Annotated in this window: 25 protein-coding genes; 13 read left to right on the top strand and 12 right to left on the bottom strand. The window is 57.5% G+C overall.

Annotated elements, in window-relative coordinates:
• Positions 1-2: 2 nt before the first annotated feature.
• Genes tkt through ACZ5FP_RS19265 form a run of 3 tightly spaced genes read right to left on the bottom strand, consistent with a single transcriptional unit; the run spans position 3 to position 3,977 of the window.
• Complete coding sequence (tkt, locus tag ACZ5FP_RS19275; protein WP_464663696.1) at positions 3-2,027, bottom strand: transketolase; 2,025 nt, start codon at positions 2,025-2,027, stop codon at positions 3-5.
• A 10-nt stretch (positions 2,028-2,037) separates the two neighbouring features.
• A complete protein-coding gene (locus ACZ5FP_RS19270) occupies positions 2,038-2,910 on the bottom strand; it encodes a phosphoribulokinase (RefSeq protein WP_464663694.1) in 873 nt (290 codons plus the stop codon).
• Positions 2,911-2,927: 17 nt separating this feature from the next.
• Positions 2,928-3,977 (bottom strand): class 1 fructose-bisphosphatase, encoded by a 1,050-nt coding sequence (locus ACZ5FP_RS19265; RefSeq protein ID WP_464663693.1) that lies wholly within the window; start codon positions 3,975-3,977, stop codon positions 2,928-2,930.
• Between the two features lie 122 nt (positions 3,978-4,099).
• Between ACZ5FP_RS19265 and ACZ5FP_RS19260 the strand changes: the two genes are divergently transcribed.
• The 9 genes from ACZ5FP_RS19260 to ACZ5FP_RS19220 all read left to right on the top strand — a co-directional run bounded on the left by ACZ5FP_RS19260 (position 4,100) and on the right by ACZ5FP_RS19220 (position 11,590).
• Positions 4,100-5,047: a LysR family transcriptional regulator gene (locus ACZ5FP_RS19260; protein WP_464663691.1), complete on the top strand. Its 948-nt coding sequence runs from the start codon at positions 4,100-4,102 to the stop codon at positions 5,045-5,047.
• A 25-nt stretch (positions 5,048-5,072) separates the two neighbouring features.
• Entirely contained in the window at positions 5,073-5,441 is a 369-nt protein-coding gene (locus ACZ5FP_RS19255) for a hypothetical protein (protein WP_464663689.1), read from the top strand.
• Positions 5,442-5,547: 106 nt separating this feature from the next.
• Positions 5,548-6,426, top strand: coding sequence for a hypothetical protein (locus ACZ5FP_RS19250; protein ID WP_464664014.1), 879 nt, complete (start codon positions 5,548-5,550; stop codon positions 6,424-6,426).
• 152 nt (positions 6,427-6,578) lie between these two features.
• The gene (locus tag ACZ5FP_RS19245) at positions 6,579-6,965 is read left to right on the top strand and encodes a c-type cytochrome (RefSeq protein WP_464663687.1); all 387 of its coding nucleotides are present in this window, start codon (positions 6,579-6,581) and stop codon (positions 6,963-6,965) included.
• Between the two features lie 177 nt (positions 6,966-7,142).
• Positions 7,143-7,961 (top strand): cytochrome c oxidase subunit II, encoded by an 819-nt coding sequence (locus ACZ5FP_RS19240; RefSeq protein WP_464663685.1) that lies wholly within the window; start codon positions 7,143-7,145, stop codon positions 7,959-7,961.
• Positions 7,962-8,011: 50 nt separating this feature from the next.
• Positions 8,012-9,790 carry a cytochrome c oxidase subunit I gene (ctaD, locus tag ACZ5FP_RS19235; protein WP_464663683.1) on the top strand — a complete coding sequence of 593 codons (1,779 nt, stop codon included), beginning with the start codon at positions 8,012-8,014 and terminating at the stop codon, positions 9,788-9,790.
• Complete coding sequence (locus ACZ5FP_RS19230; RefSeq protein ID WP_464663681.1) at positions 9,787-10,491, top strand: cytochrome c oxidase subunit 3; 705 nt, start codon at positions 9,787-9,789, stop codon at positions 10,489-10,491. Before ctaD ends, ACZ5FP_RS19230 begins: the two co-directional genes overlap by 4 nt.
• An 11-nt stretch (positions 10,492-10,502) precedes the next feature.
• Complete coding sequence (locus ACZ5FP_RS19225; protein ID WP_464663679.1) at positions 10,503-11,225, top strand: heme-copper oxidase subunit III family protein; 723 nt, start codon at positions 10,503-10,505, stop codon at positions 11,223-11,225.
• Between the two features lie 5 nt (positions 11,226-11,230).
• The gene (locus ACZ5FP_RS19220; protein ID WP_223614391.1) at positions 11,231-11,590 is read left to right on the top strand and encodes a cytochrome C oxidase subunit IV family protein; all 360 of its coding nucleotides are present in this window, start codon (positions 11,231-11,233) and stop codon (positions 11,588-11,590) included.
• A gap of 48 nt (positions 11,591-11,638) precedes the next feature.
• On the opposite strand, the gene ACZ5FP_RS19215 is transcribed toward ACZ5FP_RS19220, so the two are convergent.
• Positions 11,639-12,475 carry a DUF2189 domain-containing protein gene (locus ACZ5FP_RS19215; protein ID WP_464663677.1) on the bottom strand — a complete coding sequence of 279 codons (837 nt, stop codon included), beginning with the start codon at positions 12,473-12,475 and terminating at the stop codon, positions 11,639-11,641.
• A 215-nt stretch (positions 12,476-12,690) separates the two neighbouring features.
• A complete protein-coding gene (locus tag ACZ5FP_RS19210; RefSeq protein ID WP_464663676.1) occupies positions 12,691-13,449 on the bottom strand; it encodes an alpha/beta hydrolase in 759 nt (252 codons plus the stop codon).
• Positions 13,450-13,598: 149 nt separating this feature from the next.
• Here ACZ5FP_RS19210 and ACZ5FP_RS19205 point away from each other — a divergent pair, with 149 nt between their 5' ends.
• Entirely contained in the window at positions 13,599-14,042 is a 444-nt protein-coding gene (locus ACZ5FP_RS19205) for a MarR family winged helix-turn-helix transcriptional regulator (protein ID WP_464663674.1), read from the top strand.
• Between the two features lie 107 nt (positions 14,043-14,149).
• On the opposite strand, the gene ACZ5FP_RS19200 is transcribed toward ACZ5FP_RS19205, so the two are convergent.
• Genes ACZ5FP_RS19200 through ACZ5FP_RS19170 form a run of 7 tightly spaced genes read right to left on the bottom strand, consistent with a single transcriptional unit; the run spans position 14,150 to position 20,750 of the window.
• Positions 14,150-15,145, bottom strand: a complete 996-nt coding sequence (locus tag ACZ5FP_RS19200) for a Gfo/Idh/MocA family protein (protein WP_464663672.1) — start codon at positions 15,143-15,145, stop codon at positions 14,150-14,152.
• The gene (locus ACZ5FP_RS19195; protein ID WP_319025566.1) at positions 15,142-16,023 is read right to left on the bottom strand and encodes a sugar phosphate isomerase/epimerase family protein; all 882 of its coding nucleotides are present in this window, start codon (positions 16,021-16,023) and stop codon (positions 15,142-15,144) included. Before ACZ5FP_RS19195 ends, ACZ5FP_RS19200 begins: the two co-directional genes overlap by 4 nt.
• Before the next feature lie 26 nt (positions 16,024-16,049).
• Positions 16,050-16,883, bottom strand: coding sequence for a carbohydrate ABC transporter permease (locus ACZ5FP_RS19190; RefSeq protein ID WP_223614397.1), 834 nt, complete (start codon positions 16,881-16,883; stop codon positions 16,050-16,052).
• Positions 16,880-17,803, bottom strand: a complete 924-nt coding sequence (locus ACZ5FP_RS19185; RefSeq protein ID WP_464663670.1) for a carbohydrate ABC transporter permease — start codon at positions 17,801-17,803, stop codon at positions 16,880-16,882. Before ACZ5FP_RS19185 ends, ACZ5FP_RS19190 begins: the two co-directional genes overlap by 4 nt.
• 43 nt (positions 17,804-17,846) lie before the next feature.
• Positions 17,847-19,049, bottom strand: coding sequence for an ABC transporter substrate-binding protein (locus tag ACZ5FP_RS19180; protein WP_464663668.1), 1,203 nt, complete (start codon positions 19,047-19,049; stop codon positions 17,847-17,849).
• Between the two features lie 25 nt (positions 19,050-19,074).
• A complete protein-coding gene (locus ACZ5FP_RS19175; protein WP_464663666.1) occupies positions 19,075-20,061 on the bottom strand; it encodes an alpha/beta hydrolase in 987 nt (328 codons plus the stop codon).
• Positions 20,058-20,750: a GntR family transcriptional regulator gene (locus ACZ5FP_RS19170; RefSeq protein WP_464663664.1), complete on the bottom strand. Its 693-nt coding sequence runs from the start codon at positions 20,748-20,750 to the stop codon at positions 20,058-20,060. Before ACZ5FP_RS19170 ends, ACZ5FP_RS19175 begins: the two co-directional genes overlap by 4 nt.
• Before the next feature lie 101 nt (positions 20,751-20,851).
• On the opposite strand from ACZ5FP_RS19170, the gene ACZ5FP_RS19165 reads away from it, so the two are divergent.
• The 3 genes from ACZ5FP_RS19165 (at position 20,852) to ACZ5FP_RS19155 (ending at position 25,871) form a co-directional block, all read left to right on the top strand.
• Positions 20,852-21,934: an ABC transporter ATP-binding protein gene (locus tag ACZ5FP_RS19165; protein WP_464663662.1), complete on the top strand. Its 1,083-nt coding sequence runs from the start codon at positions 20,852-20,854 to the stop codon at positions 21,932-21,934.
• A 167-nt stretch (positions 21,935-22,101) separates the two neighbouring features.
• Entirely contained in the window at positions 22,102-23,976 is a 1,875-nt protein-coding gene (locus ACZ5FP_RS19160; RefSeq protein WP_464663660.1) for an ABC transporter ATP-binding protein, read from the top strand.
• Positions 23,973-25,871, top strand: a complete 1,899-nt coding sequence (locus tag ACZ5FP_RS19155; protein WP_464663658.1) for an ABC transporter ATP-binding protein — start codon at positions 23,973-23,975, stop codon at positions 25,869-25,871. The genes ACZ5FP_RS19160 and ACZ5FP_RS19155 overlap by 4 nt, the downstream gene beginning before the upstream one ends.
• The last annotated feature ends 14 nt before the right edge of the window (positions 25,872-25,885 follow it).

Genomic DNA, 25,885 nt, shown 5'->3' with positions numbered 1-25,885 from the left:
CATCAATACTCCTTCTCGCTGATGAGCTTGCGTGCAGTGGCAACAATCTTTTCGGGCGTAATCCCGAAATGACGATAGAGGTCCGGTGCCGGCGCGCTGGCGCCAAAACCGTGCATGCCGATGAATGCACCCTTGTCACCGATCCAGCGGTCCCAGCCGAGACGTGCCGCCGCCTCGATACCGATGCGCGGTGCTGCAGCAAGAACCGACCGGCGATAGGCCGGGGTCTGCGCCTCAAACAGTTCCCAGGAGGGCATGGAAACAACAGCCGCTGCGATCTTGTGTTGCGCCCGCAGCATATCGGCTGCGGTACATGCAATCTCGACCTCCGAGCCCGTGGCCAGCAGAGTGACCGCGCGCGGCTCGGCTGTTTCACGCAGCACGTAAGCGCCACGAGCGGACCGGTTTTCCTCGGTATACCCTGGACGCAGCATTGCGAGGTTCTGGCGGGACAATACGATGACGCTCGGACGGTCACTGTATTTCAACGCCAGTTCCCAGCATTCCGCCGTCTCGATAATATCTGCCGGCCGGAATACAGTGATACCCGGTGTGGCACGCAGCATGGCAAGGTGTTCAACCGGCTGATGTGTCGGGCCGTCCTCACCAAGACCAATCGAGTCATGAGTCATGACATAGACGACCTGCTGGCCCATCAAGGCGGAAAGGCGTATGGCGCCCCGCGCATAATCGGCGAAAGCCAGGAACGTACCGCCATACGGGATGAAACCACCATGCAGCGCGAGGCCATTCATCGCGGCGGCCATGCCGTGCTCGCGGATCCCATAGTGAATGTACCGGCCGGAAAAATCACCGGATGCAACACTGCGCATGCCGGGCGTTACGGTGAGGTTCGAGTGCGTAAGATCGGCGGATCCGCCGATCGTGAGATCGGTAGCGGTATTGACGATGCCCAGCACCATTTCCGAAGCCTTGCGCGTCGCGACCTTGGTGGCCTTCTCGATATGGTCGCGGCGAAACGCGGCAAGTTCTTCAAACACCCTTGCCGGCACCTGTTTCTGCACCGCCAGCTTGAAATCCTCCCCAAGCGGCGATTTTGATACCCGTACCGACCAGTCGCGCCGTTCATCGGCACCCCGGCGTGCAACATCATGCCATGTCTCAAGGATATCCTCCGGAACGGTGAATGGCTCATATGGCCAGTCCAATGCCAGACGCGCAGCAGCAATTTCCGCAGCACCCAGTGGGGCGCCATGGGTCTTTTCGGTGCCTTGCAGGTTGGGCGCGCCCTTGCCGATGATGGTGCGGCACGAGATCAGCGAAGGCCGTCCGGAGGCCTTGGCATGGGAAATCGCCCCGGCAATTTCATCGAAGTCATGACCGTCAATGTCCTGAACGTCGAAGCCAGCGGCCTTGAAACGCGCCAGCTGATCCGTCGACGTCGAGAGCGATGTCGGCCCGTCGATGGAGATGGCATTGTTGTCCCAGAACACGATAAGCTTCGATAGGTTCAAATGACCCGCAAGGTCGATCGCCTCCTGGCTGATACCTTCCTGCAGGCAACCATCTCCGGCCATGACATAGGTATGATGATCAACGATATCCGCTCCAAATCGCGCGGCCTGCATGCGCTCGGCCAGCGCCATGCCGACAGCAGTGGCGATACCCTGCCCAAGCGGCCCGGTGGTCATCTCGATGCCCTGTGCATGACCGTATTCCGGATGACCCGCGGTTTTTGCACCGATCTGGCGAAAGCGCTGCAGTTCCTCGATGGGCATGTCGGGATAGCCGACAAGATAGTGCAGGGCATATTGCAGCATGGAACCATGCCCCGCCGACAGGATAAACCGGTCGCGGTCGGGCCATTGCGGGTGCAGCGGATCAAGTTTGATGAAACGCCTGAACAGCACGGTTGCGACATCCGCCATCCCCATCGGCATGCCTGGATGTCCGGAATTCGCCTTCTGGACGCTATCCATGACCAGAGCGCGGATCGCATTCGCCATGTCCCGTTCCGAAAGGATTTCGGTATCCGGCTTGTCTTGAAGCAGAGCTTGCGTGTTCATCATCTTCTCCTCACGAGGCTCGGTTTTTGCGCTCGATCAACTGCATGATCAGCGGCGTCAGGATGAGTTGCATGGCCAGGTCGAGTTTGTTGCCAGGCACGACGATCGAATTGGCGCGCGACATGAACGAGTCGTGAATCATCGAAAGCAGGTACGGAAAATCGATCCCGCGCGGCCGGGCAAACCGGATCACCAGCATTGACTCGTCGGGCGTCGGTATCCACCTGGCGATGAACGGATTGGACGTGTCGACAATGGGTACGCGCTGGAAGTTGATATCCGTCAGCGTAAACTGCGGCGTGATATAGCGGACGTAATCCGGCATACGGCGCAGGATGACATCCATCACCGCTTCAGTGGAGTATCCGCGGGTCGAGCGGTCGCGATGGATTTTCTGTATCCACTCGAGATTGATGACGGGCACCACGCCGATCTTGAGATCCGCATGGCGAGCAAGATTGATGCCTTCCGTGACGGCGCAGCCGTGCAGTCCCTCGTAGAAGAGAAGGGTGCTGGGCGGAAAATCACGCCATTCGGTAAATGTACCGGCTGGCGTATTGTACTGCTCGGCTTCGGCATCATCATGGATGTAGGTCCGTGTCTGGCCAGTTCCCTTGCGACCATATTCTTCAAACACCGCGTCGAGCTTGGCGAGTTCATTGGCATCGACGTGGAAATGCGTAAAGTTGGGATTACCCTTCTTTTCTTCTTCCGCGACCTTCACCTTCATGGTGTTGCGGTCATATTTGTGAAAGGCATCGCCTTCGATGAATGCGGCTTCGATGTGCTCGCGGCGAAAAATCTGTTCGAAGATGCGCTTGACCGACGTGGTGCCGGCACCAGACGAACCGGTGATGGAGATGATCGGATGCTTTGCTGACATGATTGATCTCCCTCCCCTCAAGCCCTGAACAGGCCACGGTTGCTGAAGAGCGGCGCCCGCTCGCCAATATTGCTGGGTTCGGCATGGTAGCGGCCGATCCGGGCCACTTCCCGTGCTGAACCAAAAACGAACGGAACCCGTTGATGCATGGTGTGGGGTACCAGATCGAGGATACGGTTCGCCGTATCCGTTGCACCTCCGCCCGCTTGCTCGACGAGAAAAGCAATAGGATTCGCCTCGTAGATCAGCCGTATCCGGCCCTCGCCGTAGCCTTTGCGCTTATCACCGGGATAGAGAAACACGCCGCTGCGCATGAGAATGCGGTACGTCTCGGCGACCAGCGACGCGATCCATCGCATGTTGAAATCACGCTCGCGCGGCCCCTCGCTGCCCTTCAGGCAATCATCGACATAGAGCTGTACTGCCTCGTCCCAATGCCGATAATTGGCCGTGTTGATGGCAAACTCATGTGACTGGCTTGCTATGACGATGCTTTCATAGGCCTGCACGAAGGTTCCAAGCCGGCTTGAAAAGACAAAAACGTGTGTACCGCTGCCAAGCGTCACCACAAGTGCAAGCTGCGGGCCGTAAATGAAAAAGCCGGCAGCGAGCTGGCGGTCGCCCTTTTGAAAGAACGATGCGCCAGGCTCGCTGCTCGGATCGCCGGCCACCGGGAGGACGGAGAAGATTGTTCCGATCGAAACATTGGTATCGATATTGGACGAGCCGTCGAGCGGATCGATTGCAAGTGCCAGCGGCGCACGCGGATCCAGCACGGCCGGAAGCGTCAGCTCCTCCGAGCCGTAGAGGGCAACAGGAGCCTGCCGTGCCGCTTCGAGAAACATGTCGTCAGCAAATATGTCGAGTGCCTTCTGCGGATCGCCGTCGGCATTCCTGTTGCCAGTTCCCCCGGAAAAGGCCTTTCCAAGGGCTCCCTGATTGATGACGCTGCGAATCTTGACCGCCGTCAAAGCCAGTTGGCGCAGAAGCGCGGATACCGATGCACGCAAGGGATCGTCATGTTCCGCATAGGATCCAAGAAAGGCGTCTAATGTCGCCGTGGTCATGGCCGTCCTCCCGTGCCTGATCGTCTTTCTGCGTCAGACTTCGGTGCTAAGGGACCATTGATGGATACCTAAGTAAAATTTAATATATTTACGTCTTAGATAAAATTTATTAATCTCACCCAATGCGCAATCTGAACCTCAAGCAGTTACGGGCGATACAGGCAATCAAGCGGCATGGGACAATCGTCGCTGCTGCCAATGCGTTGGGACTGACACCCCCTGCCGTGACCATTCAGCTCAAGCTGGTGGAGGAAGACGCGAATATTATCCTGTTCGATCGCACCAATGAGGGACTTCGCCCCACCGCCGCCGGTCTTGCGTTTCTCGATGCTGCGCAGATGATCGAGGAACGGCTACGGGTTCTTCACGATGAAATCGATGCAATCAAAGGTTTACGGGTGGGCACCCTGTCCTTGGGGGTCGTGTCGACAGCCAAATACTTTGCGCCGCAACTCATGGCGATTTTCGCAAAGGAACATCCCGACATCGTCGTCAAACTGGCAATCGGCAACCGCGCGGAAATCATCGACAGTTTGAAAAGCCATGCAGTGGACCTTGCTCTGATGGGTCGGCCGCCAAAGGATATCCCGCTGCGTTCGGCGGTTTTTGGCGATCATCCGCTGGTGATGATCGCCGCACCGGATCACCCCCTGGCCAAATGCCGGGACATAACGAAAGAGCGTATCGCGCAGGAGCATTTTCTGATCCGCGAACCCGGGTCCGGCACACGCATTTCGCTGGAGATTTTCCTGAGTGAACTGCCGGGGCGTATCGATGATCTCGGCACCGAAATGTCCTCGAACGAAACAATCAAACAGGCTGTCATGGCGGGGCTCGGCGTAGCCTTCATTTCAGCCCACACGATCGCGCTCGAACTGGAAGTCGGCAAGCTCGTGATGCTGGATGTCACTGGTATGCCCATCCGCCGTCAATGGTTTTCGGTCATGCGGACCGACCGGACATTGTCGCCGGCAATGCGGGCCTTCCAGGATTTTCTCAACCGCAAAGGCGCGCAATGTCTGCCCTCCATCGATCGGCTCTATCCCATGGCCGGCGCGCAAATTTCGTAAAGTCGACGAACTTGGACAAGTAGGAATGGCGTTGCTGGCCCATATGACGTTTAATGAGTGCGGGATGTCCGGGGGTACCATGATTGAACAAAAGCCGTTGAGCCTGGCGTCGCGGATCGCCTATTTTGCCTCCAGCCTCATGTTCGCGATCTTGATAACCATTGGGTTATCGGTTGTATATCTTGCAGCACTATCCAACCCCGCGGTGAGCAGGATTGATGTTGGTGGCTTTATGGTCGGGATGTTGTTTGTATGCACGCTGCTCATTGCGGCATGCTGGCTCGCCTATCTTCCGCTTCGCCGGCACCATGGACTTATCCGAATTGTCACAACTGCCTTCTGTCTTTTGATCGCTATATCCGTCGTTCTCATCGTGTTCATTGACTGGGGTTAAAAATCAAGTTGCAAACGGACGGACCGTCCGCGTTATGGCTCGCGCTTCGGACATGGCGCTGCTAAAACGCTCACGCTCATTGATTGACAACCGTAGGGACACTGGAATGAATTCAATGCGTCGCGGTGTGCTTGCGTTTTTGGGTGGCCTCATGATGGGCAAGCCTTCTCTCAGCACGGCGTCCAGCAAGCTTCCGGCATACGCTGCATCGCGTTCCAGCTACACGCCGCGCCATGTGCTTTGTTTTCTTGGCGGCGAGCATGGCCTTCCAGCCCTGGTCGAAAATGCCCGCGCCGCCATAGAGAAACTGGCGGATGGTTTTACCACCGATGAAGATGGCTCCCGGAATGAACCTGATGACCGGATGGAGCGATCGTTCAACGTATGCTGGGATCGTGTCGATCCCGAGGCCTATCAGGACACTGACGAAAAAGCCGTCGCCGGGCACGGGTCTGTCCTCTACGTGCTCGGCCCGTCGATGACGGCGGAAACAACCGTAACGACATCCGCAAAAGCCTTGCAGCTTGTGCAATACATGCTTGATCACGGGGCCATTGCCGTAAAGGGTGAAAGCGCAGGGGTCGCCCATGGCGTGCGGCGATGGAAGGAACTGGCTGAACAGGCCCGCAGCGCATCGGCCTCCGGTGATGTCATGGCACTCGCAAGAACCTGCCGTCTGGCCTTTGCGCGCCGGCCCATCGGTGACGACGTCGATGGCATGGCCAGCGTCGGGTTCCATTTGGTTGGGTTGCCCGATGTCCTGGTAACCACCGTTCGTCCGGCAGATCAACGGCCGTCAACCAACGCCGAGCAACTCAAGATTGCGGCTCTGATCGACGATATCGCCGACGAAATGACCCGGGATGGCGTTGAAACCGCCGTAGCGGATCGTCGTGCCGCTCTATCCAGCGACCGCCGCTATGAAGAAGACGAGTACAAATTCAATCCGTTCGGGGTTGTGCATATTCAAGTGAACAAGCTTTAGCGAAGCGATATTTGTGAGCCGCCATCGGCACGACCTGATTACCTTCGCCCGGTTGACAGGACATGAGCCTACATCTTTAACGGGAAATTCTTTGCCGGACTGATTGACTTATCACGTGTACAGGATGACAATTTCAGCCAGGAGGGGGTTTCATGAAATATTGTGTCCTTCTTATCGGCTTTTCAGTCGCTGTCCTTTCCGCTGGCGGAGCGCACTCCCAGGAGGGAAACGCCACGGCGGGTGCAGCCGTTTTCAAAAAATGCGGCATCTGCCATGTGGCGGAAACAGATACGAACAAAGTGGGGCCTTCGTTGAATGGTCTGTTCGGCAGAACAGCCGGAACACATGCAGGCTTCAGTTATTCACCCTCGATGACGGATGCAGGCAAAGCTGGTCTTGTGTGGAATGAGAGTTCGCTGCGTGACTATCTGCATGACCCCAAGGCCAAGGTAAAAGGCACGAAAATGGCCTTCCCCGGATTGAAGGACGATGGCGATATCTCCAATCTGATCGCCTATCTGAAACAGTTTTCCAAGTAATTCTTCCTCCCGTTGAGAATGAACGGGTACGAATATCCGGTGAACACTTGAGGAAACACAGCTCATGCTCGTCTTTTCTGGCCTGATTGCCTGTCTTATCCGTTCATGAGATAATAGATTTGTCTTTCCCAAGATGCGACCCATGTCCACACCCAGTAAAGGCCGGGAGGGCGGAAAATGGCAGTCGTGGTAATTCTGATCGTCATAGCCGTCGGCTCGGTATTGTTTCACCTGCTGAGCCCATGGTGGTGGACGCCTATAGCGTCGAACTGGGACTATATCGACAACACCATTATCATAACGTTCTGGATCACCGGGGTCGTTTTCGTCGCCGTGGTTCTGTTCATCGCATTTTGCGTCTACCGTTTCCGGCACAATCCCGGCAAACGCGCCGCATACGAGCCGGAAAACAGGATACTGGAGTTCTGGCTGGCGACCGTGACTGCCATTGGTGTCGCTGCGATGCTGGCGCCGGGCCTGTTTGTCTGGAATCAATTCATTACGGTCCCGAACGATGCCACGGAAGTTGAAGTCGTTGGGCAGCAGTGGTTGTGGAGCTTTCGACTTCCGGGAAAAGATGGGCGGCTGGGAACTTCCGAGACCAGCGATGTCAGTTCGGATAACCCTTTGGGGATCAATAAAAGGGACCCCGCGAGCCTTGATGATATCATCATACAAGGCGGTGAATTGCATTTGCCCGTTGGCAAACCCGTCAAAATGTTGCTGCGCTCCCTCGATGTGGTGCACGATTTTTACGTCCCCGAGTTCCGGGCCAAGATGGATATGATCCCGGGATCAGTCAGCTATTACTGGTTTATCCCGACACGAACGGGAACTTTTGAGGTTCTTTGCGCAGAACTCTGCGGCGTTGGTCACCCGCAGATGCGCGGGACAGTCGTCGTTGACACCGAGGCAGACTATCAGACGTGGCTGCAACAGCAGCAGACTTTTTCCCAGATGATGGCATCGGCAGGAGACGCGCAGACGGCAAAATGAGAATGGTCGCCCTGCGGGAGAAGGGGCATTAGAGGTCGGGAGTACAGGGAATGGTCAATATTCCAGCTGGTATCGATGACACGGTTCCGTTAGCGGAAGTCGCCGATGTCGAACTTTACCACCCGAAGAGCTGGTGGACGACCTATGTCTTCAGTCAGGACGCCAAGGTCATCGCCATCCAGTACTCCATAACCGCCATATCGATCGGTTTCGTGGCCCTGGTCCTGTCATGGCTCATGCGGATACAACTCGCCTTTCCCGGCGCGCTTTCCTTCATCGATGCGGAACACTACTACCAGTTCATCACGATGCACGGCATGATCATGGTGATCTATCTCTTGACCGCATTGTTTCTCGGCGGCTTCGGCAATTACCTCATCCCGCTGATGCTGGGTGCCCGGGACATGGTGTTCCCCTATGCAAACATGTTGAGCTACTGGCTTTATCTGCTCGCCGTGCTCGTGCTTGTGGCCGGTTTCTTTGTGCCCGGCGGGCCGACGGGCGCGGGGTGGACGCTTTATCCGCCCCAATCCATTCTTTCCGGCACCCCGGGGGGGAAAGACTGGGGCATCATCCTGATGCTGACCTCGCTCATCCTCTTCATCATTGGCTTCACGATGGGCGGGCTGAATTATGTGGTCACGGTCTTGCAGGGGCGCGCGCGAGGCATGACCCTGATGCGCATGCCTCTGACAATCTGGGGCATATTCACCGCAACCGTGATGGCCTTGCTGGCGTTTCCAGCGCTCTTCGTTGCCTCGGTCATGATGTTGTTCGACCGGGTTCTTGGAACCAGCTTCTTCATGCCGGCCATCGTCGAAATGGGCGAGCATCTGAAAAATGGCGGCGGCAGTCCCATCCTCTTCCAGCACCTGTTCTGGTTTTTCGGTCACCCGGAAGTCTACATCGTCGCTCTGCCGGCCTTCGGCATCGTATCGGACCTCATCAGCACGCATGCGCGCAAGAATATATTCGGCTACCGCATGATGGTGTGGGCGATCGTGGGGATCGGTGCGCTCAGTTTCGTGGTTTGGGCACACCACATGTATGTCAGCGGGATGAACCCCAAATTCGGGTTCTTCTTCGCTACGACCACGCTGATTATTGCCGTGCCCACCGCTATCAAGGTCTATAACTGGGTGCTTACTTTATGGCGGGGTGACATCCATCTGACCCTGCCAATGCTGTTCGCCCTCGGCTTCATGGTCACATTCGTCAACGGCGGATTGACGGGACTTTTTCTTGGCAATGTCGTCGTCGATGTTCCGCTGGCCAAGACACTGTTTGTGGTTGCGCATTTTCACATGGTCATGGGCGTTGCCCCCATTATGGTGGTCTTCGGGGCGATCTATCATTGGTATCCCAAGGTCACCGGCCGAATGCTCGACGAGACACTGGGCAGAGTGCACTTTTTTGTCACCTTCCTTGGGGCCTACGCCATCTTCTTTCCCATGCATTATCTCGGACTGCTGGGCGTGCCACGCCGCTATTCCGAATTGGGCGATACGGCATTCATTCCGCCATCCGTGCAGGCCCTGAATGAATTCATCACGATCATGGCGCTGATCGTCGGGGCAGCACAGATCCTCTTCCTGTTCAACCTCGCCTGGAGTGTGCGAAGGGGCAAGGAGGCTGGCGGCAATCCCTGGCGGGCAACGACGCTCGAATGGCAGACGCCGCAGACACCACCGGCTCATGGCAATTGGGGCAAGGAACTGCCCGTGGTCTATCGCTGGGCCTATGATTACAGTGTTCCAGGCGCAGCCCAGGATTTCATTCCGCAGAACCAGCCCAATGGCGACCGAATTTCCAGGGAGCCCGCATCGTGAGCACCATTCTGGTTTTCCTGGCCGGGCTCGCCGTCATCATCACGTGGTGGATGGCGCAGCAGCGCCTGACGTCCAAACCTTGGCTTGAAGTCAATGCAACCAGTGATATTCCCGCGTGGACCAAGTCTGCCATCGCCACCGAGAAAATCGGTCTGGGCGTATTCCTGGCCGTTGTCGGTGCCTTGTTCACTCTGTTCATCAGCGCTTACTTCATGCGGATGGGACTGCAGGATTGGTGGGCTATCCCGCTTCCGCGGATACTTTGGCTCAACACGGGCATACTGGTGATAAGCAGCGTCGCACTGCAACGGGCCAAGACTGAAGCCGCACGCAGCAACGACAGTGCCTTGAGGCTTGCCCTCATGACGGCTCTTGCCGCCACCACCGGATTTCTGATCGGACAGTTGTTCGCATGGAAGGAGCTCGTCACCGCCGGCTACGTCATAGCGGACAATCCCGCGAACAGTTTTTTCTACCTGATTACCGGAATGCATGGCCTGCATATTCTTGGCGGACTCTTCGTGTTCAGCCGTACGACGTCCCGGGTATGGCAGGGCGCTCCGCTCCCCAAGGTGCGGCTGAGCATCGAGCTATGCACCATGTACTGGCATTTCATGCTGGTGGTGTGGCTGGTTCTGTTTGCCCTGTTTGCCGGTTGGGCCAATGATTTCATCGCCATCTGCCGCCAAGTGCTCAACTAGGACGTTTGACCATGTCTCAATCCGCACAAGCAAAACCCGAGATCGCCCTTCCCCGGCCTGCGGGCCTGCGCGGCTTCGCATCTGACTGGGCCTCCGATCAGCGCGCGTTTAAAAACGTCTCCTGGGGCAAGGCCATGATGTGGATCTTTCTGCTCAGCGACACGTTCATCTTCGGGTGTTTTCTGGTCGCCTACATGACGGCACGGGTGTCCACCGCCATTGCCTGGCCAAACCCCAGCACGGTCTTCGCGCTCAATATCGGCGGCAAGGAAATCCCGCTGATCCTGATCGCCATCATGACCTTTGTCCTCATCAGCAGTTCAGGGACAATGGCTATGGCCGTCAATTATGGTTATCGGCGTGATCGCCGCAAAGCTGCCATCCTCATGCTGATCACAGCATTGTTCGGTGCGATCTTCGTCGGCATGCAGGCTTTCGAATGGACCAAACTGATTACCGAGGGCGTCCGCCCATGGGGAAATCCGTGGGGCGCGGCGCAATTCGGGTCGACGTTTTTCATGATCACCGGCTTTCACGGCACACACGTCAGCATCGGCGTCATTTTCCTTATCATCATCGCGCGCAAGGTCTGGCGGGGCGATTTTGATACGGAAAGACGCGGCTTTTTCACGAGCCGCAAAGGCAATTACGAGATCGTCGAAATCATGGGCCTGTACTGGCACTTCGTCGATCTCGTCTGGGTTTTCATCTTCGCATTTTTCTATTTGTGGTGAGGATCATGGAACAACCGGTGACACATTCGCAAACACAGGTGCTGACACACACCGACCATCAACAGCATCCCATCAAGCTTTATCTCGTCGTCTGGGGATTGCTGTTTTTTCTGAGTGTCTGCTCCTACATGGTCGACTATCTCGGGTTCCAGCACTACCTGCGCTGGGGCCTGATCCTGCTTTTCATGATTTTGAAAGCCGGATTGATCGTCGCCATCTTCATGCATATGGCATGGGAAAGACTGGCCCTCGTCTATGCCGTGATACTTCCACCGATACTGGTGCTTGTCTTTGTCGCCCTGATGACATCGGAAGCGCATTACACCTTGTTCACACGCATGACGTTCTTTGGCATTGCGCAATAGAACACGGTTTGCGTGGGTGCATCGCGCTTCACGATGCTAAGAGAAAACTTACCGGCGGACCGGACGTTTCTTCGCCTCTGCAAGGATGGGCTGGGGTTCCACCACCTTGCGGTAGAGGTGCCAGGTTGCATGGCCGAGCACCGGTATAATGATCGCCAGACCAACAAAGAGCGTCAAAAAGCCGACCACCAGCAGGGCCGCAACGATCAATCCCCACAATGCCATCGTCACCGGATTGGCAGCGACTGCCTTTATCGAGGTCACAACAGCGGCGAATGCGCCGACATCCCGGTCAAGCAGGAGCGGGAACGTCACGACGCTCGTGCACAGCACAACCACGGCAAAGACAAAACCGATCGCATTGCCAAGAAGGATCATTCGCTGGCCTTCCGGCGTGTTGAAAACCTGATCGAGGAATGCGCGCATGGAGACTGGTGCTTCGGAACCGAAAAGGCTGGTGTAGAGAGATTGAGCCGTCAGCAGCCAGGCGATGAAAATTGCAAACAGCATGACGCCGACGGCAATGATGGACGGAATGGCCGGCGAATGCCGAACCTCAAATGCGTGACGCCAGGACGTATCGAGATTGAGTTCGCGCCTGCGGCTGATCTCGTAAAGACCCAAAGCGGCAAGGGGACCGATCAGCGCAAAGCCGGACATCAGCGGAAAGACAAGCGGTAATGTGTTGGCGCCCGAGGACCACCGCATAAGGACCACACCGACAATCGGATAGATCAGGCAGAGAAAAACATAATGGGATGGTTTGTCCCAAAAATCATCCAACCCCTCGCGGAGAGCCGCAACGATATCGGATACGCCAATTCGGCGAACGTGGGGGTAGACAGGGACCTCGTTTGCACCAGCAATCACATGAAATTGCGCCATGACCAGTTCTCCCAATTCAGTTATGGGCGGCAACGATATACCGATAAGCCTGGCATTGGCGGGGCTACCGGATCGAACCTGAACCCTCGTTCAATATACGCCCATCAACCTCGTTTTGCCAGAGTCCGATCTTTACCCGGTCCGGCCACGACAGATGAAAGACGCGGATAACCGGGGCGCCTGGGACGCCCCGGTTATCCGGTGAAAGTGGATGCTTACTTGGCGGCGGCTGCCTGTTCGATGAGAGCAGCGACGGCTTCAGGCTTGGAAACATAGACGGCATGGCTGCCGGCCGTTTCGACGACGGTGGCATTCGCGCGCTTGGCCATCATGCGCTGGGCTGGCGGCGGGATCATGTGATCGTCCGAGGCAACCAGGTAGAAGCTCGGCTTGCTCTTCCAGGCCGGTTCGGTCACCGCACCGGCCAGGGCTTCGACACCCCAGGGAACCTGCGAGTCAGCCATGAATGCAGCCGTTCCCGCATCGACATCGGCAGCGAAGGCGGCGGCAAACTTGGCTTTGTCAAGGAACAGATAGCCATCAACGGGCGGTAGGATCGGCGGCACGGGAGCGCCGGCGGGCGGATTGGCGATCAGGGACGAGACGGATTCGCCTTTGTCGGGCGCAAACGCTGCGATATAAACGACAGCCTTCACCTTTTCATCCGTACCGGCTTCGCTGACAACGACGCCGCCATAGGAATGGCCGACGAGGATTACGGGACCGTCCTGCTGCGCGATGATCCGCTTGGTCACAGCCACGTCATCGGCCAGCGAGGTTGTCGGATTCTGCACGATGCTGACGGTGTAACCATCCTTTTTCAGGATGTTGTAGACGCCCTGCCAACCGGAGCCATCGACGAAGCCGCCGTGGACAAGGACGATGTTCTTGGCACCGGCGGGTGCGGCGTGAACGGGGTTCAAAGCGGTTGCGGCCATGGCGAGGGTGGCGGCTGCGGTCAGGATCTTGCTCATGTGCGTATCTCCTTTTGTTTGGTTCGCAATAATCATTATCGCGATAATTAATAGATAACCGATGATCCAAACCTTGTAAAGCATTTTCTTTATCGCGATATCATTATTGTGATAAAGGTTATACACACCGTCGAATCAAGGAGGCCACAATGGACAATGCACCCACCCTGCCGCTTGACAGCCAGCTCTGCTTTTCAATCTATTCGGCGTCGATCGCCATTCACCGGGTCTACAAGCCGATGCTCGATGAGCTTGGGGTTACCTATACGCAGTATCTTGTCCTGAGCACCCTGTGGGAACAGGACGGCCTGACCATCAGCGCCATTGGCGATCGGCTGGCGCTGGAGCCAAGCACGATCACGCCCGCCGTCAAGCGGCTGGAAAGCGCCGGCTTTCTCGCACGCCGCCGCAGCGTTATCGATGAGCGTCAGGTTGAGGTGCATCTCAGCCCCAAAGGCACCGACCTTCACGCCAGGACGGGATGCCTCACGGAGACGCTGTTGCGCCGCTCCGGCTTCACCATACCGGAGATGATCGATCTCAACCGCAAGGTCCAGTTGTTGCGCGACGGAATGACAAAGGCATCGGTCTAATGGCCGCATTCGTTGAACGGGAGTGGCTGGATTGTCCGCGAGTTGATCAACCCGGTTGACGCCGGTAATGCCACAGACACTGCGGCACCACCGGGCATCCGCCGGTTCTACAAGGAAAGTTCACGCCGCAACGCTTCGAGCCATTCCATCGCAGTCACTCCGTCATGAATCGTCGGAGCAGCTGTCGAAGCGCCGCCAAGCGCCGATACGACGTCGGCGAGGAGTGAGTGATAGCCTTTCGGATCCTCGTTCGCCGCTGCGGTGAAATTTGGCTTCCATGTCAGCGTATCCAGATCGTCGGCGAGCGTCGCGTGGGGATCGTCGACCTTGAACGGAGGATTGCGGTTCCAGCGCACTTCGATCACGTCATCCACCTCCAGCCGCTGATGATCACTCATCAGTTCGATGCGTTCGACCGGTGTGCCACGCGACTGGATCGTCCCCATCGCAATATTGCCGATGGCTCCGCATTCAAACTCGAAACCCACATGAAAGAGTACCCTGCCCGGCGTCTTTTCCACCTTCCGGGCGGAAATCGTCCGTATCGGCGACACAAAGAACGATACAAGATCCATGTAGTGCACACAGTGGTGCAAGAAGAAGCCGGTGTAGTCGACATTCCCGGTGAAATAGCCCGGGGCTGTCATGTAATACCCCGTAAGGCCGAGTACAGGCCCAAAACGTCCGGACTGGATGATGTTGTGGGCAATCTTGTTGCCGACTGAATAGCGCTTCATGAAGCCGACCAGCAGCGGTTTTCCGGAACGTTCGGACGCTGCACGCAAGTCACGCGCGCCCTGCGCCGTGCCTGATGGCGGCTTTTCCATGAACACAGGCAATCCTCGCTCGAGAGCCATTTTGCCGAAGTGCAGGTGCTGCTCAGGGCCCACAGCCATGCCGACGGCATCAATGCCGGGCGTGCGGATCAACTCCTCGGCATCGCTGGTCAGGCGGGACACGCCGAATTGCCGCCCTGCATCCGCCAGGCGTTTGCCGTCAATATCGCACAGTGCAACGATCTCGACATCGTGGCGAACAAGTTGCGGAAGAAGCATCTGGGTTGCGTGAATACCGCAACCGATCCAGCCGATTTTCAATGTCATCGCCGATATTCCGTCAGTGTGAGGTGGGATTTGATAAAGGCTGCACTCGCCGCCAGACGCTCGCTTTCATCCTCATGGGGCGGGCGCCACTGCGCGAAAGGAACGCCGAAACGGTCGTCATTGCGCCGGAACGGTTCCAACGATACCGGCCCGTTATAACCGATCTCGTGCAGCGCCCGACCGACGGAAACCCAGTCTGTCGATCCGGTCCCCGGAAACCCGCGATGGTTTTCGTTCGCCTGGAAATGCACGAGGTGTGCTCCGCCCAGCCGGATGGCTTCGGCAATCGAGGCTTCTTCCATATGCATATGGAAGGTATCGAGCATCAGCTTGATGGCTGGATGATCGACCGCTTCAAGAAGTTCGATGGCCTGCTGTGTCGTGCACAGCACATCGCTTTCAAACCGGTTGAGCGGTTCAATAGCAAGCAGGACACCTGCACTTGCAGCATGGTTGCCCGCTTCCACCAGACCTTTGACACAGCGCTCCTTGCGCGCCAGGCGCTCATCTTCCGGCACGGGCAGAGGAGCGCGTCCGGCAAAGACCAGCGGATTGCCTGTCAACGGCCCGCCGACCACGCGCGCACCGAGCGCGGCCGCGCAGTCAGCCGTGTAGCGCAGATAATCGATCCCGGCACGATGCGCTTTCTGATCGTCTGACGAGAGGTTGCGCTGAAGATTGACGCGCGCTGCAAGCACGACATCGAGCCCTGCATCGTCCAGCGCACGCCTGGCCTCGGCAAGATCGATTTCGCCCGGTTCCGGTACGAGCAGTTCGACGAAGTCGAAGCCGAGGTCGCGCATCTTCTTGAACAGGGGAAAATGCGCGGCGGTAAACGGCCTTGCATATTGCATGGAGATCAATCCGATGGGATTCATCATAGGTCCTCTTTGATAAGCATGGGTCATCCCTTCACCGCACCTTGGGTAAGGCCACCGATGAGACGGCGTTGGACGAGAAGGAAAAGGAGGGTGGCAGGCAGCGCACCGACAACGCCACCCGCGGCAAGCAAACCCCACTCGATCTGGTATTCACCGATCAGGGTCTGGATCGCTACGGTAACCGGCCGGACATTGCGGCCTCCCAGCGTCAAGGCATAGAGGTACTCGTTCCAGGCGGTGATGAAGATGTAGATACCGGTCGAAATGATGCCGGGCATCGCCAGGGGCAGAACGATGCGCCGCAGGGCCTGCAGCCGCGAACAGCCATCAATCATGGCCGCCTCGTCAAGGCTGCGCGGAATGGCGCCGACATAGCTGGTCAGCATCCAGACGGCGAAGGGAATGGCAACCGTCGAATTGGCAAGGATCAGCCCGATATGGGTATCGAGAATACCGATCTTCCGCATGAGGACGAAGAGCGGCAGGATCAGGAGCACGATCGGGAACATGTTGACCAGCAGGAACTGCAGCATGATCAGCTTGCGTCCGGCAAACCGGAAGCGCGACAGTGCATAGGCTGCGGTAACCGAAACGACGAGCCCGAGGACAACGGTGCCGCCGGCAATGATCAGGCTGTCCAGCATGTTGTGAAGAAATGAAGTTTGCCGGAGAAGCCGGGCATAATTGTCGATGCTCCATCCTGATGGTGACAAGGATACACCGGACGCAGACAGCTGCGCGGTCGGCGTGAGCGAGGTGAGGATCATCCAGACAAATGGCCCTATGGCGAGAAGGATGATCAGGACAACGGGAATGTCGGTTGTGAGAATGCGCCGGAGTGTCGAGGGCTTGTTCATCTTTCCACCTCGCGCAGCGTGCGGACGATATAGACCGCAACGATCGCCCCAAGCAGAAATGTGAAGGTCACGGCGATCGCTGTCCCGTAACCGAAGTCGAGATTTTGACGCGCCTTGATGAAGGCGTAGAGCGGCAGCGTGTGCGTTGCATAGCCCGGGCCGCCGCCGGTCATTACAAAAATCACGTCCATGGAATTGGCAACCCAGATAATGCGCAGCAATCCTGCGGTTGCCAGCACGGGCGCAATTCCCGGCAGCGTTATATGGACGAACTGCCGCCAAGGGCTGGCGCCGTCGATAGAGGCGGCTTCATACTGACTTTGCGGAATGCCTTGCAGGCCAGCCAGGATCATCACTGCGAAAAACGGAAAACCCTGCCAGGTCAGCGTCGCGATTACCGCATAGAGCGCGAGGTGGGGATCGGCGAGCCAGGGCACCGTCGAATGAATGATGGAGAGATAGAGCAGGATATCGTTGAGCACCCCTGTGGTCGGGTCATAAATCCAGCGCCACATCAAAGCGATGACCACACTTGGCAATGCCCAGGGAATGATGACCAGCGCCCGCGCCAGGCCACGCCAGGGAAATTCCCGGTTGAGCAGAAGTGCCGTGACAAGACCAAGCCCCATCTGCAACGGAACCGTCAGACCGATCCAGATTGCCGTGTGGCCAAGCGACGTCCAGAACACCGGATCACGCAGAAGTTTGACATAGTTGCCAAAGCCAACGAAGCGATTGGCGTTCGGCTTCCACAGGATGACATCATAGAAGCTGGTGACAACCGCCTGGACCATCGGAAAAAACACGATGAACAATGTCACCAGCACAGCAGGCGCCAGCAAAGCATAGGGCATCAGCCTGCTGCGGAGCGGGCGCGCCTGCGTGAAATCGTCCGGTGCGGATGGTGCGAGCGTGGACATGGGCTGACTTTCTGGCGGTGCCAATGACGAGAACCTGCACGCGCTATTGCGCGAACAGATTCTCGAGTTGCTCCATCATCTGCTGCGAGGTGATCTGGCCGGTCAGCGCCTGCTGCATTGACGTCTGCCACGCGGTGTTGACGAACTCTGCCGTAGCGGTGCTTTGCGGCAAGACGTGTGCAAAGGGCAAGGACTGGACCGTGGCGTCAACAAACCGGCGTTCGTGCAGAGTCCAATGTTCAGCTCCGCTTTTGGTCACGGTCATCTGCCCGGTTGCCTTGTTGAAGGCCACGTTGTTTTCAGCTTCCGCCAGGAAGGAAATCCACTTCCACGCAGCGTCCTTTACCTGTGACGACGAAAAGATCGCCAGGGATTCGTCGCCATAGGAGGTCCACTGCTTGCCGCCGCATTTGGGGACGGGAACTGCGGATACCTTGTCACCGAGCGCTTTGACCAGGTCATTCGACGAGCCGATATGGTGAATGGTCATGGCTGTCTTGCCGGCCTTGAATGCCGCGACAATTTCCTGGAAGCCGTCATTGGGGGCCGATGGCGGGATGACTTTGTCCTTTTGGAACAGATCGATCAACCACTGGTTGGCGGCAATAGCCGATGGCGTGGTCAAACCACCCGGCTTGAGTTCCGCCCCTTGCGAAAAGACAAATGCTCCCCACTGATCCCAGCCGCCCTTGCCGCCACGCAGGCCAAAGCCATAGGTGTCAGGTGCCTTGGTCAGCTTTTGCGCTGCCGTGCGAAACTCCTCGCAGGTGGCGGGTGGATTGAGGTTCGCGTCCTTGAACAGATCGGCACGATAGTAGAGATAAAGCACGACATACTGGATCGGCAGATAATATTGCTGCCCGTCCGGTCCCTTGTTCAACTCCAGCAGATTGTCCAGCAGGTCGGCTTTGCCTGGCCATGCATTGATACGGTCGCCGAGCGGCTCGAGTGCACCCATTTCCGCCAGTCTTGGCTGCGCGAAAAGCTTGACCATTCCGGCGTCCGGCGCGTTGCCGCCGACCAGCGACGTGTAGAGATTATCGTAATAACTGTTCCATGGAACGTTCTCAGCGTCGATCTTGATATCCGGGTTCTTGGCCTGGAATTTTGCCACAAGATCCGACATCGGATTTTCCGGATTGTCGAAATGATACCAGAATCGTACCGTTTCCGCCGCGTTGGCCGTGCTGATCGCCAAGCCGGTCAGGAATGCGCAGCTGATACCCAGCTTCTTGAGAATGCTCATTGTTTCCTCCACGTTTATTATGCATTTATCGATTGCCGCTGATCATTCCCCGGGCAGCTTCACCAGCCGACTTAAGCGCCTCCCGCGCTGCCGCCAGTTCGTTGGTGTTTTGCAGAAATCCATGTGTGACCCCCGGCACCACCGACAGGGGATCATCGCGGCCGACCACCTTCAGCCGTTCGGCTAGACGAAGCGTATCGGACAGCAACGGGTCGACCCCGGCAGCCATGAGATAGAGCGGCGGCAGCGCGCGCAGCGCGTCATCATCGGCCTGAAGCGGAGCAGCCAATGGATTGCGCCGCGCCTGATGATCCGCGCAGTACCAGTCCCAGTAACGTTGCATTTTACCAAGCGTCAGCCCCGGACCATCGGCAAAGCGCCGATAGGACTCCGTATTGAAATCGGCATCAAACGTGCCGTAAAATAGCAGTGCGCCCGATGGCAGCGGCCGTCCCGCCTTCTGTTCGTGCATGATCGCTGCGAGCGCGAGATTTGCACCGGCTGAATCCCCCGAGATGATCAGCGGCCCCGCCGATACGCCTGCGGGAGATGTTGCAGCGAATGCAGCACGCAGGCAGGCGATAACATCGTGCAAGCCCGCTGGAAACGGATGTTCCGGGGCAAGACGATAATCGGGAACGAGCACGGGCATCCTGGTCTCATTGGCAAGAACGCGGGCACATCGTTCATGCGTCTCGGGGCTGCAAAAGGCAAAGCCGCCGCCATGAACAAAGAGGACGGCACCGGCACCCGCCCCGTGCGGAACAAGAACGCGCAGGCGGCAGGCCGAGGAGCCAAGCTCTGCGTCAGCGGCAACAACGACTTCCGTTGCCCCGGCAAGCGGCGGCAGATCGACGTTGTTCCGCTCATTCGCGCGTTCGGATTGTGCCCTGCCCTCGGCGGGCGTCAGCAATGTAGGATCGGATTGCGGTCCCAACGCACGTTCCGCGCGAAGCAGCACCTCACGCATATCCACCGAAAGCTCATTGCTGAAACCGAGCGCGACGCTCATTGATCCGCGTCCGGGAATACGGTCGGCCCGAAGTCGACGATTGTCACGATATGGTGACGCAAGGTTTGCGTCGCAACCGAAACATCGCCCTGCTCGATGGCCTCTATTATGACGCGATGCCGCAACGCTGTGGCCATAAGATCGCGGGAACCGATACTTCTCGATATCTTGAACCGGTGATTGTGAACGAGGCAGCGATGAAGGATCGGATCGAGCGCCGGAAGATCGGCATCACGAAAGATTCTGCGATGAAAATCCCGGTCAAATGCCGCCAGTTGCAGCTCGTCATCGACCTTCGCAGCGTCGACCATATCGTTTGCGATCTCGTTCAGGTCGGCGATCAGCGTGCGGCTTTTGTGGCGCAAAACCCGGATGATGCCGTTGCACTCGATCTGTTGCCTCACCCGGAACATCTCGACCGCTTCATCAACGGTGCAGGCTGACACCAGCGTACCGCGGTGCCCCTGACGCCGCACGAGCCCCTCTTCCTGCAATTGCAACAGCGCCTCCCGAACCTTGCCCTGGCTGCACTGGAAGCGGGCGGCAAGGTCGAGTTCCGTCAGCGGCTCTCCGGCACGCAATTCACCAAGCATGATATCGCGCTTGAGCGAGTCGAACACGGCGGATGCCTTGGAGACGGCCGGATTGCGCGACGGACGGATTGGCCGCGGAGCGATGGGGTCGGACACTGCTGGCTCTCCTGTCAAGTTGCGGACTGCACGAATTATCATTATTGATATTGATATCGATAATGGAAGTCAATAACGTATTGGCGGAGGAGGAACAACACATGACAGCGATCAGTCTGAAGCAGATCAAAAAGCTCTATGGCACGGTTCCCGTGATCCACGGTGTCGACATTGACATTGCGAGCGGCGAATTTCTGGTTCTCGTTGGTCCATCCGGTTGTGGAAAATCCACACTGCTGCGCATGATCGCTGGACTGGAGGAAATCAGTTCAGGCGAGTTGAAGATTGGTGACACGACGGTCAACACGCTGCCGCCATCGGATCGTGACATAGCCATGGTCTTTCAGGATTACGCGCTCTATCCGCATATGAGCGTTGAGGAGAACATGGCATTTGGACTGAAGATGCGCAGTGAACCCGCCACCGAAATTGACAAGCGCGTCGCAGGCGCCGCAGACATCCTCAAACTTCAGGATTATCTCGAACGGCGTCCAGCACAACTTTCGGGCGGACAGCGCCAGCGTGTCGCCATGGGGCGCGCCATCGTCCGCCGGCCAAAGGCCTTCCTGTTTGACGAGCCGCTATCGAACCTTGACGCGGCGTTGCGCGTCGAGATGCGGCTGGAGATCGCCAAGCTGCATCGCCGGATGCAGGCGACGACGGTCTATGTCACGCACGATCAGGTCGAAGCAATGACATTGGCGGACCGGATCGTGGTGATGAACGCCGGTCATATCGAGCAGATCGGCCAGCCGCTTGACCTTTATCGCAAACCGGCAAGCCTGTTCGTTGCGCGCTTCATCGGCAGCCCGACGATGAATACCTTCCCTGCCCAAGTCATCGAATCCGGCGGTAACCATCTGGTCGTGCAGTTGCCGGCAGGCAAGGCCTCGGTCGAAATCTTGAACAGTTCATATGAAACAGCAAAAATGGTTACCTTCGGTGTCCGGCCGGAAGATCTTGCGATCTGCGACGCCGCGGAAGCATGGTTCAGCGGCGAATTGGTGGTGGTCGAACGGCTTGGGAGTCAGACCTTCGGTTACCTCGATGCCGGAACGGAGAAATTGATCACCGTCGAATTTCCGAGAACCGCGGACATTCGCGTCGGCGAGCGGATCACCATCAAGGGTGATGGTTCCCACATCCATCTGTTCGATATCGACAGAGGAAAGCGGATCAATTGACAGGCTGGCGAACCACACTTATTGCGCTTAACGGGGGATGAGGTTCGGGCCAACAATATGGCCCTTGAACCGTGCCTGGGAATCAGCAAAGAATCATAGCCGCACTGTATTGAACAGCCCCGTTTCTGCGGCCTGTATTCATATAATCAAATGGTTTGGAAAACACTGTGAGCAGCAACGCATTCAAGCGGGCGGCGAGTCATTCGGATTCGTTGGCGCACGCAAATGCAGCGGGGTGGGGTCAAGGCTTCTCCACCCTTGTCCGAATTACCCATATGACGCTTCGCCATCCCTGGCAGACGACATTTGCCATCGGAGCCACCGTGATTGCGGCCAGTCTCCAGCTGATGATCCCCAAGCTCCTGGGGCGTGCCATCGACGAGACCCAAACGGCCATGGCTGGAGGAACCGCTGGCACGATTGCACAGAATGCCCTGCTCGTGACCGCTCTCGTCCTTTTGGTGGTCAGCATTCTGCGCGGCGTCTTCACCATGATTCAGAACTATTATAGCGAGGCCGTGGGCCACCATATGGGTTACGAGTTGCGTCTGGCCTGTTATGAGAAAATCCAGCGGCTCAGTTTCAGTTTTCATGACAGCGTTCACTCAGGCGATCTCATCACGGTCGGCATGCTCGATCTCGAGGGGGTGCGCATGTATTTCTCCACAGCGCTGATACGCACAGTTCTCCTGTCCATTCTGATCGGCATCGGCGCCTATATGCTCTTGTCGACGGATTTCACTTTGGGGCTTGTTGCGTTGAGTTTTGTGCCCTTCGTCGCATGGCGCTCGTCGGTTACACAGTTGCGCTTGCGTGCGACATGGCTCGATCTGCAAGAGCGATTGTCGGTGCTCACAAGGGTCATGGAGGAAAATCTCGGCGGCATTCGCGTGGTGCGCGCATTTGCGGCGAAGGATCATGAGCTGGCAAAGTTTGACAAGGCTTCGCAAACAGCACTCGATCTTGCCCACGAACGTGTCGGTATCCGCGTCAGAAACACCAGCGCCATGACGCTTTCCTTTTTTGCGGCCATGGGCCTCGTGCTGTGGGTTGGCGGCAACAAGGTCGTTGCAGGTGAAATCACCGTGGGAACGCTGACCTCGTTCCTGACATTCATGACGATCCTGCAAATGCCCGTGCGCCAGCTTGGCCTGATGGTCAACTCCTATGCCCGTGCCTCCACATGCGGAACACGCATCTTTGCGCTTCTCGACCTTGATGTCGCGATCAAGGACCCCGTAAATGCCAGGCAGCTTGCCATATCGGATGGGCTGTTGCGTTTTGAAGATGTTGGCTTCTCCTATCCGCAGCTCAGCAACCGGCCGGTCTTGCAGCATCTGAGTTTCGAAGCCCGGCGCGGTGAAACCGTTGGTATTGTCGGCAAACCAGGCAGCGGGAAAAGCACGTTGGCGCATCTCATTCCACGTTTTTACGACGCTACCAGCGGCAGGATCACCATCGACGGACAGGATATTCGCAGCGTGACGCTGGAATCGCTGCGCCGCGCGGTCGCGGTCATTCAGCAGGACGCATTTCTGTTCACGACGACAATCGAAAACAACATCGCCTATGGTGATCCATGGGCGGAAGAGCCGAGAATCGAACGGGCAAGCGAGTCCGCGCAGCTGCATAATTACGTCCTCGGCCTGCCCATGGGCTATGGCACAATCGTCGGTGAACGCGGCGTTTCATTGTCGGGGGGACAGCGGCAGCGCCTTTCCATCGCGCGCACCCTCATGCTCAAGCCGGCGGTCATGGTGTTCGACGATTCAACGGCTGCAATCGATGCCGGCACGGAACAGCGCATCCGCATCGCCATGCGCCGCTACGCCAAGGACCGGGTGACAATCGTTGTGGCGCACCGCCTGAGTTCATTGATGCATGCCGATCAGATTCTGTTCATCGAGGACGGCCAGATCGTTGAACGCGGGACCCATGAAAGCCTGCTCGCGGCAGGCGGCCGCTACAAGGCACTTTACGATTTGCAGGTTCGCCCCGGTGACGGTCACGCCGCAATGGAAAAAACGGAGATGGGATCGTGAGCGACGAGAATGAGACGGAGCGCAACGACGTTCGCGACGATGGACGCCGCCCGCCCCGCGCCGTTGTGGGATCGCACCGGATCGAAGAGGAAATGTTCGGCAAGGTTTTCGATGGCAACATCGTCAGACGGATCTGGGCGTTCGTAGCACCTTACAAGACGCAGATGCTCATTGCCGTTGGTGCAGTGCTGACGTTTACGGCCACGCAATTGATGATCCCGCTTATCATCCGCTACGCAATCGACCACGGCATTGCGCCAGGCGGCAATCACGCCGCACTTGCCTATGCGATCGTTGCATTTGCTCTGGCGATACTTGTCAATTTCGTTGCCAGCTATATCCAGGAAACGGTGGTGGGACGTGTCGCGGAAGACGTCCTGTTTGACATTCGCCGGGCGATGTTCTCGCATCTCCAGCGCGTTTCCCTTTCCTTCATGGACAAGACCGAGGTTGGACGGCTGATGTCGCGGCTGCAGGGCGACGTGAACTCGATGCAGGAGTTTCTCGAAACCTCCGTCCTGTCGGTTGGCGATATCACCCTGCTCTTCGGCATTGTCTTCGTCATGCTGTATCTGGATTTTCGCCTTGGGCTTTTGACCCTTGCCGTGCTTCCCATTTTGTTCGTCGTGCGCATTTTCTGGCTGCCCCGTGCTCGGATCGCCTTCATGGCTGCGCATGAAACCAATTCAGTCACCAACGGTGCTCTGGCTGAAACCATCCACGGCGTGCGCGCCGTTCAAAGCATGGGACGCCAGAGGGTCAATTTCATGCTCTACAATGACAAAGCCCATGCCAATCTGATGACCCATCTCAGAGCAGCAAAGTACGCTCAGGTCATGGTACCGATCGTGGATTCACTCACCGGCGTTGCCATGGCGCTCGTCATCGTCGTCGGCGGCGCGCGCGTGCTCAATCAGGCGCTTGACGTGGGTGTCATGGTCGCGTTCCTGTTTTACATCCAGCGCTTCTTCGATCCGATCCGCTCCCTGACCCTGCAATATTCGGTGATGCAGCGGGCCATGGCGTCGGGACAGCGGCTGACCGAAGTGCTGGATGTGCCGATCAGCATCACCGATGCTCCGGATGCACGGGTTCTCACGCCGGACACCGATGGATCGGTCGAGTTCCGCAACGTCGTTTTCGGCTACAATCCGAAGCATCCGGTTCTGAAAAATGTCAGCTTCAAGGTCAACCCGGGCGAGACAGTGGCGCTCGTTGGCCCCACCGGTTCCGGCAAGTCGAGTGCAATGGCACTCATTCACCGCTTCTATGATGTCCAGCAGGGACAGGTTCTGGTGGGCGGCCATGACGTGCGGAATCTGACCCAGGATTCCCTCGGTCAGCAGATCGCAATGGTCCTGCAGGAGCCGTTTCTGTTCACCGGAACGGTTTTCGAAAACATCCGCTACCACAAGGACAGCGCATCGCTCGACGATGTCATCGAGGCGGCCAAGGCCGTCGGCGCGCACGAGTTCATCATGAATCTTGCCGAGGGATACGAGACTGAACTGGGCGAGCGCGGCGGAAATCTTTCGCTTGGCCAGCGCCAACTGATCAGCTTTGCCCGCGCACTGGTGGCCGATGCCAAGATCCTCGTTCTTGACGAGGCCACGGCAAATATCGACAGCTACACCGAGATGCTCATCCAGAAGGCCCTCGTCAAGCTGCTGGAGAACCGCACCGGGCTTGTGATCGCCCACCGCCTCGCCACCATTCGCGAAGCCGATCGCATCATCGTCCTGCAAAATGGACAGATGATCGAAATGGGAGACCATGATGCCCTTATGGAGAATGGCAAACTCTATGCGCAGCTCTACAATCTCAACTATTCATCCTTCGATGATATTCCGGCCGTCGAGCCCGAATGGGGCCAGGCCAAGGATTCCGGCACGTAGCGAATTCACCGCGG

The sequence above is a fragment of the Phyllobacterium sp. T2-21 genome, assembly GCF_055378485.1.
The sequence above is the reverse complement of the archived record's forward strand: the minus strand, read 5'-3'. Positions and strand labels throughout refer to the sequence as shown.